Raw genomic sequence first — 10,087 nt, 5'->3', positions numbered from 1 at the left:
GGCGGCCCACGTCGCGCCGCGCCGGCTCGGGCCGGCGTGCGCCGCGGGTTGCGAGGGCTTCGGCGGGATCGCAGCGCCTGTGCCCCGGGCCCCCAGGGGCGCTCCATGCACTGCGGACACCGGGACCGTGGCGCCATCCTCGGCGATGTGCAGCAGGGTGCGGAACTCGGCCACGCTCTGGGGGCGCTGCTCGGGGCGCACCGCGAGCGCGCGGTCGATCGCCCGGAGGAACCCGGCGGAGTAGCGGCCCGCGGCCTGCTGCGTGAGCGGGACGAGGGAGTCATTCACCAGGCGGCCGACGGCCGGCGGCGGGACGCGGCCGGTGATCGCCAGATGCACCACGGCGCCGAGCGCGTAGAGATCGGTCCACGCCCCCTGCTTGAGCTCGGGCATCTCGGCGTACTGCTCGACCGGGGCGTAGCCCGGCTTGAGGATCACCGTGAGCGCCTGCGTCATGTCCGAGATCACATGCCGTGCGGCGCCGAAGTCGAGCAGCAGCGGGCGCTCGCCGGAGAGCAGCAGGATGTTGTCGGGTGCGATGTCGCGGTGATAGACCTGCGCCGCATGCATCACCTCGAGCGCGTCCAGCAGCGGGGCGAGCAGGCGCTTCAGCCACGCCTCGTCGGGCGGAGCGCTGCGCTCGAGCAGGGCTCGCTTGAGCGTGACGCCTTCGTAGTAGGGCATCACCATGTAGGCGGTGCCGTTGTCCTCCCAGAAGCGATAGACCTTCACCAGGGCGGGATGGTCGAACTGGGCGAGCAGCCGCGCCTCGTTCACGAAGCTGCGCCGGCCGGCCTCGAAGGTCTCTGCGTTGCGCTCCGAGCGCAGGGTGACGCGCAGGCCGTCGCCGCGCTGTGCGAGGGTGGCCGGCATGTATTCCTTAAGGGCGACGCGGCGGCCGAGGGAGTGGTCCTCAGCGAGATAGACGATGCCGAACCCGCCCGCACCGACCAGGCCGATGAGCTCGAATTCACCCAGGCGGGTGCCGATCGGCAGCGTGTTCGCGGGCTGGCCGGCAGCGGCTTGTGCGGGCTTGGGGCTGCTCGCCGGGAGGTCGGCGATCACGGTCTTGTCGGCGATTAGGGTCTTGTCGTCGTTGCGGTCGGCCATGGCGGGCTCCGGGTGGGATCGGCGTCAGGCGTGGCGGGTGCCGCCCGCGTCGAGCATGGCGGCGAACTGCTCGCCATCGGGCAGTCCGCGGGCCAGCACGAGGGGGGTGGTCGCCCCTGTGGCGCACGGGGTCCACCACAGCGAGCTGCCTCGCGCCTGCTCGGTCAGCAGGCCGGCGCCCACGCCCATCAGCGTCTGGGCCAGCTCGTCGTCGGAGGGCAGCATGAAGCGCCCCGCCGAACGATCGTGCAGCCGCGCCGCGATCCGCCCGGCCAGCACCACTCGCGGGGGGGCGGGAAGGGGGGCGCGCAGCGTTGTCAGGGCGGCGTCGAACTGCTGCGCGCTGCGCCGCAGGTCGAGGGTGGCGAGGGCGGCGGCGGCCAGGCGATCGAGCCAGTCGGCGAGTGCGTCGAACTCGCGTTCGGTCGATGCGAGTGCCTGTAGCCGGGACGCGATGGTGACCGGGAAATAGCGCCCCACCCGGTCTACGCTGGGCATGATCAGCCCCGCCCAGATGCTCTCTCCGCACACGCCGGGGAAGAGCAGGAAGCGCCAGATCGGGCTGCCGAGGTAACGCTCCAGCCAGCGATCGCCCAGGCGTGCGCGCGAATCCGGCAGCATGCGCTGCAGCCACGCGTCCCAGCACGAGATGAACTCGGCGGGCAGGCGGCGCGACGCGAAGTCGCCCAGGCTCGCGATCTTGCCGTACCAGCCGGGGAGGTCGTCGTCGCTCATGGGCACTGGAACTGCTCGATTTCGCGCAGGCGGAAGGGGTTCTGCACGCTGCTGGCGGTGACCTCGAACTGGGCGCGGCGGTCGTCGATCACGAAGTCGACGAGGAAGCGCTCGGCCTGCGGCGTAGGTGCCATGCGCAAGCGGTCGAAGAGGCGGAACAGCGCCCACGGACCCTCGGTGGTGATGCCGGAGAGCCCGGAGGGGCCCGGTGGCTGGACCTGCACGCGCACCTGGGTGCTGCCGCGCGGTCCCGGCCACATCACCGGCTGCGGCACCTGCGGTCCATGGCCGTAACGCACCAGCTGCCCGTCCACGTCTAGGATGAACTGGGTGATGGAGGCGTCCATCTCCAGCGGCTTGAACTCGAGCTTGAGGCCCGGCGTGCGCCCGCCCGCGGCGAAGAACACCTCGCGGATGCGTTGCGCGCGCTGGAACTGCACCAGCGAGCCCGGTCCTCCGACGTTCACGTCGCTCACGCGGCGGAAGCTCCACGGGTTGGTGGAGGTGTCGACCAGGTTGGCGAGATGGGTCTGGAAGAACTGGTCCATCTTGCCGCCGGGGGCGAACAGGGTGGCGAAGTCGTCCTGGGTCACGTCGCGCGCCGAGCTGCGGACGAAGGGATAGCGCCCGGCGATCGCGCGGCGGCAAAAGCTGCCGATGTCGGCTTCGATGGCCTCCTCGAGGTTGGCGACGATGGCGCCGCCGGCCAGCTGGGCGCTGAGCTCGGCCAGGTTCTGCACGATCGAGCGCAGCGGCTCGGGCATGCCCGGCGACTGCGCCTTGACCCGCAGCGGCACATCCGATGGCGGCAGCGCGGTCTTGGCGCGCAGCGCGGTGTCGGTCGCGGTGAGCAGCACGTGCAGCTCGCCGAGCAGGGCGAGCGTGCCGTCGATCGGCGCCGGCTGGCCGGGGGCGGGCGGGGTCACGAAGCGGCGCAGGCTCTCGAAGCGGCGGTCGACGAGGTTTTCGATCGCGTCGCCCGCCGGCTGCGCAGGTCGGCCGCGCGCGTCGCCGCCGAGCAGGTTGCTCAGTCGCCGGGTCTCCTGGGCGAGGCGATCGGCCGCGCGATCGGTGATGCTCTTGTCCGCCTCGCCCGGGACCAGCGTGGTCTCGCGTGCCGCGGCACGCAGAAAGGGCGGCAGCGGACTGTCGACCGCCGAGAGCAGGCGCGCGACGTCCATCGTCTGCGAGAGGTTGGCGGGGCGCACGAGCTTGACGTCGGCGAGGAAGTCTTCCCAGGTCTGGGCGTAGTCGTTGAGGTAGAGCCGGCGAACATCCTCGATGAGGCGGGCACGCTCGCCCGGATCGCGCAGGCGCGCGATCGCACCCTCGTCGCGATGGCCGAGCACCCAGACCTCCTCGTCCGCGAGCTGGTTGGCCACCCGCTCGGATTCGCGCTTGAAGGCTTGGTGGTAGCCCGCGTGGCTGAACAGCCCGGGTACGCCGGCGGTCAGCGGCTGGCCCGAGACGCGGGCGAACACCAGCGCTGCGGATGGCCCCGCCGCGCGCAGTACGGTGAATTCCGGGAAGTCCTCGCCCACACCCTCGCGCCGCAGCCGGCTATAGACGCGGTTCGCGAGCGGATAGCGCGCGAGCAGGTTGCGCACCGAGGCGACCAGGTTCTCGTCGTGCGGGAGTGGGTTGAGCACGCGTCCGCGCTCGAAGAGGCGGTCGAGGTGGGTGGCGAGCTCGGTGCGCTGTTCCTGTGTCGCCGTGCGCGGCAGGCTGCGTTCCCAGTCGAAGCGGATCCAGGATTCAAGCGCGTCCGCGTCGAAATGGCTCGCGTCGTTCAGCATCAGGTAGGCCTTGAGGGCCTCGTAGGCGAACTCGAGGTTGTTCGCGCCGGCACCGCGCAGCTGTTGCTCGATACGCAGACCGAGGCGTGGCAGCAGGGCATCTTCGAGCAGCTTGCGATAGGCCTGGTCGGCGGCCGCACCCAGCTTGCCGCCCTGGTGCATGCCGTAGCCGCCTGCGGTCGGGGCGTCGGCCTGTGCGCCGGCGGAGATTCCGCGTACCGCGTCGAGCACGGGCAGCAGGTCGAGCAGGTCGGTGGTGCTGCCCGGCGGCGGCAGCGCCGCGAGGCGCTCGCGCACCTCGGGGATGCGGGCGGCGATCTCGCCCAGGTAGGCGTCGTTGCGCTGGTAGCTGCCGATCCAGGTGATGCCGGCGACGATCAGGAGCAGGGCTGCGGCGCCCTGGGCGGACCAGCGCAGCAGGTTCAGGCGGCGCTCGAGGCGCTGGTTGCGACCGGCCAGGCCCTGCTCCGGGAAGACGACCTCGCGCAGCAGGCGGTTGATGAAGTAGCTGCGTCCGCTGGCTGCCTGCGGGGGCAGGAGCTTGCGTTCGAGCCCGATCGCGCGCGCGAGCGTGCCGAGCACGCGGTCGATCGGGCTGCCCTCCTGGGTGCCGCTGGTGAAGTAGACGCCGCGCACCAGCGGGGCCTCGTCGTAGCGCGAGGACTTGAAGACGCGTTCGAGCAGATCCACCAGCGGTGCGCGCAACACCGCGAACTGCTGCGGGAAGGCGAATACCCGTCCGGCACGCGCGGGGTCCCCGGCCGCGTGCATGCGCTCGGGCACACGGGCGAGCAGGCGCTCCTCGAGCAGGTCGAGCTCGCCGCCGAGGCCGTCCAGGGCGCCGATCTTCGGGTCGTCGGGGAGCGGCAGGCTCACCCCCCAGACCTGGGTGCGCTCGTCCTTGCCCAGATCGTCGAAGAACTCGGTGAAGCCGGCGAGCAGGTCGGCCTTGGTCACCAGCACGTAGATCGGCAGGCGGATCTGGAAGCTGTCGTGCAGCTCCTGAAGGCGAGCGCGGATCGCCGCCGCGTGCGCCTCGCGCTCGCCTTCGTCCTGCTGCAGCAGGTCGGCGACGCTGAGCGTGAGCAAGACGCCGTTGATCGGCCGGCGCGGCCGCGCCTGCGCGAGCAGGCGCAGAAAGCCTTGCCAGGCCGCGCTATCGACTTCGCGGTCGGATTCCTGGGTGGTGTAGCGCCCGGCGGTGTCGAGCAGCACCGCCTCGTCGGTGAACCACCAGTCGCAGTTGCGCGTGCCTCCTACGCCCTTGAGCGAGGCGGTGCCGAATTTCTCGGCAAGCGGGAACTGCAGCCCGGAATGGATCAGCGCGGTGGTCTTTCCGGAACCCGGGGCGCCGATGAAGACGTACCACGGCAACTGATAAAGATACTGGCGCCCGGAGAGCGAGAGCAGGTCGCGCAGGCCGGGGCGGCGGCCCGCAGCCGACAGACGCACGCCACGCAGGATGCCGATCGCCTCCTCGAAGCGGCGGTCGAGCGCGGCGACCTCCTGTTCGGAGGCCGAGGGGGCCGCGGCCGTGGGTGCCGCCGGCTTGGCGGCGAGCAGGCCGTCGACCAGGCGCGCGTTCAGGCGCCCGGCCTTGAACACCTTCCATAGCTGGCGCAGCAGCCATAGCGCGACCAGCACGCCGATGCAGATCCAGCGCGCACGTTCGGTCTCGAGCGGCCTGACCTCGGCGAAGGCCAGCAGCGGCCCGAAGTGCCAGATGGTCGCCGCGGCCGCGCCCAGTCCGATCAGCGCGAGCAGCAGCGGGTGGGTCAGCAGGCCGAGCAGTTTCTTCATGGTTCGGACCCTCGGCAGATCAAGGCTTGCCGCGATAGAGGGTGATCTCCACGCGGCGGTTGCGTGCGCGCTCGGCCGGGGTGGCGTTGCCCGCCACCGGTTCGGCATCGGCACGGCCCTCGGCACCGAGCCGGTCCGCCGCGACGAGCCCGGCGAGCAGGGCGCGCACCGATTCGGCGCGTTCGACCGAAAGGTGCCAGTTCGAGGGGAAGCGGGCGGAGCGGATCGGCACGTTGTCGGTGTGGCCGGTGATCAGGACCGGGCCGGGTACTTCGCCGAGCGCCTCGCCGATGCGGCGCAGCAGCGGGAGGACGGACTCCTCCAGGGTCGCGCTGCCGGGGCGGAAGGTGCCGTCGCCGCGGATCGTCACCACGCTGCGATCCTCCAGGTCGCGCACCGCCACCGACCCGGCACGGATCTCCGGCTCGAGGAAGATCGCGAGCCGCGGCACCGTGGCGGGCGGTGGGGCGAGCACCGTGGGCGGCGGCGCCGGGGCCGCCGCGCGCAGGGCGAGGATGCCGGAGAAGAGCGGGTCGGAGCGTGCGTTGAGCCGCCCGGACAGGAACAGGAAGAGCCCCGCCGCGAGCACGCCCGCGAGCGCGAAGGCGATCCACACCGGCAGGCGGGAGAGCACCTGGCGTCGCGCGGGCTGGCCCACCCAGTGCGGCGAGAGGTCGCGTTCGAAGTCGCCGCGCTGCTCGCGCAGCAGGGTGTGAAGGCGCTCGCGCAGGCGCGCGAGCTGCGCCGGCCCGTCCGCCTGCACGCGAAAGCGCCCCTCGAAGCCGAGCGCGAGCACCACGTGCATCAGTTCGAGCAGGTCTCGATTGCCCGCAGGGTCCTCGGCCAGTCGTGCCAGCAACTGGAAGACCTTCTCGCCGCCCCAGGTCTCGTTGTGGAAGCTGACCAGCAGGCTTTGCCGCGCCCACGCCCCGGAGCCGCCCCAGGGTGTGCTGGTCGCCGCCTCGTCGAGGAAGGTGCACAGCACGTAGCGCGCGGCCACGAGCTTGCGCGGCTCGACCCCGGCCTGCGCGGCCTTGCGCTCGAAGGCGCGGACGGCCTCGATGAGCCGTGCGCGCAGGATTTCGGGGTCGGGGTTCTCGAGCGTGGCGCGAATCTGCGCGACGGTGTTGAGCAGGGGACTGGCCGCAGCGACGATCGGGTTGACCCCGTGCGCGGGCATGAGGCTGTCGACCGCCGGCGCCGGAGCAGCCGCCGGTTCCGGGCCGCGTGCCGGGCCCTGCGCCTGGACGGGACGCTGGCCGGGCGAGGGCATGACGAAGGTGTGGTCGAGTTCGAAGGCCGCAAAGGGATCATCGTTGCTCATGGCGGCGTCTCTCAGTCACGGATCGCCCAGCATTCGATCTCCAGCCCGGGGAAATCGCCCGCGATGTGCAGCGCCAGGCCGCCCGATTGCTGCAGCTGCTTCCAGAGCTCGCTGCCACGGTCGAGCTCGAAATAGTTGAAGCCGGCGTGGAAGGGGATCTGCCGCGGTGCCACCGGCAAGGCGCGAAGCGCGATGCCGGGCAGGGCGAGGTTGACCAGATCGCGGATGCGCTCGACCGGGCCGATCTTGACCTGGCCGGGAAAACGCACGCGCAGGGCCTCGCCGGGCATCTGGGCGTTGACCGCGAGCACGAAGGCGGCGCTGCGCAGCAGCTCGAGGTCGGGCACGACCGCGACTCGCACGCCGTACTTGCGGTCCTGCAGCTCGATCGGCACCGCGGTCTGCTCGAGCACCATCGACAGCGAGCGCCGCAGGTCGGCCGCCAGCGGCAGGAAGCAGGACTGCAGGTCGTCGTGGCGATACGGCGGGTAGTCCGGCGGACGCCGCTCGTCGCGCGAGAAGGTGGCGAGCTCGCCAGCGAGCGCCAGGCAGTGCGCGTAGAGGCTCTCGGGATGCAGCAGGGTGCGCAGGCCGTAGTGGCGGAAGACCGGCTCGTGCCGATTCACCGTCTGCAGCAGCAGGAAGTCGGCGATCTCGGCCACGCCGCCGCGCCCGGGCTGGGCTACGCGCGCCGCCAGGGCCTTGGCGCGCTGGTGCAGCAGGCCGTGGATCTCGCCGATCTGCGCCGCGAGCACGGCGCTGCCCGCACACGCCAGCATGGGAGGGATGTAGTCGCGGTCGAGCACGAGCTGGTCGTCGGCGCGGCGCTCGACGACGCGTGCGACGCCGACGCAGGCATAGGCGTCGGTGGCGTCGCGCGCGAGCATCAGGCGAAAACACGGGAGACCAAGCTGGACCAGCGCGCTCGGGCCGGCGGCGAGCGTGATGTCGGGGAGTTCGCGTTCGGCAGGTCGGTAGCGGATGGCGCCCTGCGGGTCTTCGCCGAAGAGGTCGGTCTCGCAGGCCGCGGGGCGCCTCAGCGGCAGCGCGAGCACCACGCGTTCGTTGCGCGCGTCGACCGGGATCTCGAGTGCGCTCGGGGCCTCCTCTTGCGCCGGGAAATCGAAGGGCGTGCCGTCGGGCAGCAGACCGCGCGCGCGCGCGAGCGCGATCCGCCCCATGCGCAGCGAGGGCTCGTCCAGCGCGAGCTCGATCCAGCCCCAGGCGTGGTCACGCAGCGCACCCGCGCGACGCTCGACGAGCGACTCGACATAGCGGTCGTGCTGCTGCAGGTGCTGCGGCTGCAGGAACATCCCCTCGGACCAGATCACCTTGCTGTGCGTCGTCATCACCGTCCTCGCTGCTTGGCCACGCGCGCGTCGCGCCTCTTGTCACCTTGCCGCCGCGGGCAGGATCCGGACCGATCTCGCCTCGAGCTGGATCGTCACCGCCTGGGTCTGGTTGGGCACAACGGTGTGGGTGGCACGCCACTGTGCACGCTCGAGGTCGCGGAAGGCCGCCACCACGCCGAGCTCGCGGGTGTCGGGCTGCAGCGTGCGCTGCAGGGTGCGGGATTCGCCCGGCCGCAGCTGGAGTTCATCGCGGGCGACCAGGTCGGCGCCCAGGGTCGCGCCCTCGCCATCCCAGAGCGAGAAGAAGTCGGCGCGTCCGAAGGCTGCGCCGGTCTTGAGCTCGTAGATCCGCAGGGTGATCGGCGAGGCGCGCTCGCGACGGTCCGGGTTGAGGCCGCCCGCGGCCTGCAGGCTGGCCTGCACCACGGTGGGCTTGGGTGGCGGTGCGGCGCAGCCGGCCAGCAGGGCCGGCACAAGGACGAGGGTCGGCAGGCGCGTGCGCCACCTCTGCCAGAGCGCGGACAGGGGCACGGTTCTCTCCTTGGCGGTTCCATATGAATTCAATATGGCCGCTATCCCCGGCGCCGTCTACCTCGCGATATGCGCTGCGCGTCGATGAAGCCTTGTCTCGGCATGGCGCGCATGGCGCCGGCGGACTATGTTTGGATTGCACGGTCGTCGCGCGCCGGCCCTCGCGGTTGTGCCCGGGGGCGGCCGAAGGAGGTTGAGCATGAAACCGGATTGCATCGGACGGCCTGCGTGCGCAGGCCTGCTGGTCATTATGCTCGCCGGCTGCGGCGCGGGGAGTACGCTCTCGCCCGGCTCGACGCCCTTGGGCTCGCCGGGTGGGGAGGAAGGCGCGGTGGTCCCGAGCGCGGTGGCGTCGGCGACGGCGCCGGATTTGCCCGCGCGGGCCGTGGGAGCTGCGCCGATCGAGTCCCGAGCGGATGCAGGCAAGCCCGCGGCGGCGCCGCGCAGCGGATTCTCCACCCGCTACGCGCACTTCGTTCCGGTGGAGTGGGCGCAGGTCCCGGGCTGGCGCCAGGATGCGCTTGCCGGTGTCGGCGAAGCGCTCGGGCGCAGCTGTAAGGCGCTCGGGCGCGGCGAAGCCTGGAGCGGGCTGTGTGGCCGGCTTGGCGCGGTGAGTGATGCCGAGGCGCTGCGCGCGTTCATCGAGCGCGAGTTCGAGCCGTACGAGGTGGGCAACCCCGATTGCTCCCGCGACGGGCTGATCACCGGGTACTACGAGCCCTTCATCGAGGGGCGGCGCAGCCGGCAGGGCGCTTTCGTGCATCCGGTGCATGGCTTGCCGGCCGACCTGCTGACGCTGGATCTGCGCCAGATCCCGAGGTCCGTGCGCGGTGCGCCGGTGCCCGTGCGCATCGCAGGCCGCAAGGTGGTGCCGGCTCCGGAGGGGGCGGCGCCCTATCGGCTGGACCTGTCCGCGGTGCCGGCGGGCGTGCTCGACCGTCGCATCCGGCTGCGCCTCGAGGGGGATCGCCTGGTGGCCTACCCGACCCGCGCCGAGATTGTCCGCGGTGGACTGCGGCAGGCGCCGGTGCTGGCCTGGGTGGATAACGTAGCGGCCCTTTACTCGATGCACATCCAGGGCTCGGGGCGGGTGCGCCTCGAGGACGGCAAGGTCCTGCGGCTCGCGTTCGCGGAGCAGAACGGCCATCCCTTCCGGCCGCCACAGCGGACGCGTACGCGTGGCATGGCGGACGGGCCCTCGCTGTTCGCGCGCGGGCTCGATATCGACTTCGAGGCGGTCGTCGATTCGCAGGGCGCGCTCGCCGACTTGCCACTCACGCGTGGCGCTGCCCGACCCGGGCTGCCGTCGGAGCGCGCGCTCGACCGCGACGTCGAGCGCCTGGTCGAGGCGCTCGCCGCGGGTGCCACGTTGGGTGAGGCTGCGCGCACCGGATCCGCCGGCGCCGCGCCGGCTCCGGTCAAGCCCGCACCCGCCGTCC

Annotated in this window: 7 protein-coding genes; 1 reads left to right on the top strand and 6 read right to left on the bottom strand. The window is 72.0% G+C overall.

Going from position 1 to position 10,087, the window contains the following annotated elements:
- From C667_RS15955 to tssJ, 6 genes are all read right to left on the bottom strand, one after another.
- The coding region (locus C667_RS15955) for a serine/threonine-protein kinase (RefSeq protein WP_004369264.1) at positions 1 to 1,110 on the bottom strand (1,110 nt) is incomplete at its 3' end.
- A gap of 24 nt (positions 1,111 to 1,134) precedes the next feature.
- Positions 1,135 to 1,845: a type VI secretion system-associated protein TagF gene (gene tagF, locus C667_RS15950; RefSeq protein ID WP_004369262.1), complete on the bottom strand. Its 711-nt coding sequence runs from the start codon at positions 1,843 to 1,845 to the stop codon at positions 1,135 to 1,137.
- The gene (tssM, locus tag C667_RS15945; protein ID WP_004369258.1) at positions 1,842 to 5,441 is read right to left on the bottom strand and encodes a type VI secretion system membrane subunit TssM; all 3,600 of its coding nucleotides are present in this window, start codon (positions 5,439 to 5,441) and stop codon (positions 1,842 to 1,844) included. Before tssM ends, tagF begins: the two co-directional genes overlap by 4 nt.
- 19 nt (positions 5,442 to 5,460) lie before the next feature.
- On the bottom strand, positions 5,461 to 6,765 hold the full coding sequence (locus C667_RS15940; protein WP_004369256.1) for a DotU family type VI secretion system protein: 1,305 nt from the start codon (positions 6,763 to 6,765) through the stop codon (positions 5,461 to 5,463).
- A gap of 11 nt (positions 6,766 to 6,776) precedes the next feature.
- Positions 6,777 to 8,114: a type VI secretion system baseplate subunit TssK gene (gene tssK / locus C667_RS15935; protein ID WP_004369248.1), complete on the bottom strand. Its 1,338-nt coding sequence runs from the start codon at positions 8,112 to 8,114 to the stop codon at positions 6,777 to 6,779.
- 42 nt (positions 8,115 to 8,156) lie between these two features.
- Positions 8,157 to 8,648 carry a type VI secretion system lipoprotein TssJ gene (gene tssJ / locus C667_RS15930; RefSeq protein WP_004369246.1) on the bottom strand — a complete coding sequence of 164 codons (492 nt, stop codon included), beginning with the start codon at positions 8,646 to 8,648 and terminating at the stop codon, positions 8,157 to 8,159.
- 199 nt (positions 8,649 to 8,847) lie between these two features.
- Between tssJ and C667_RS24415 the strand changes: the two genes are divergently transcribed.
- Positions 8,848 to 10,087, top strand: a 1,240-nt coding sequence (locus C667_RS24415; protein ID WP_211207724.1) for an MltA domain-containing protein, incomplete at its 3' end; no start/stop codon positions are given.

It is taken from the genome of Thauera phenylacetica B4P (assembly GCF_000310225.1).
Classification (GTDB): domain Bacteria; phylum Pseudomonadota; class Gammaproteobacteria; order Burkholderiales; family Rhodocyclaceae; genus Thauera; species Thauera phenylacetica.
This window is presented reverse-complemented; position numbering and strand designations above follow the sequence as displayed.

What these genes read in the sequence shown, in the direction of transcription:
- tagF (WP_004369262.1), bottom strand. Translation starts at nt 1,845, where the DNA reads ATGAGCGACGACGACCTCCCCGGCTGGTACGGCAAGATCGCGAGCCTG.
- tssM (WP_004369258.1), bottom strand. Translation starts at nt 5,441, where the DNA reads ATGAAGAAACTGCTCGGCCTGCTGACCCACCCGCTGCTGCTCGCGCTG.
- C667_RS15940 (WP_004369256.1), bottom strand. Translation starts at nt 6,765, where the DNA reads ATGAGCAACGATGATCCCTTTGCGGCCTTCGAACTCGACCACACCTTC.
- tssK (WP_004369248.1), bottom strand. Translation starts at nt 8,114, where the DNA reads ATGACGACGCACAGCAAGGTGATCTGGTCCGAGGGGATGTTCCTGCAG.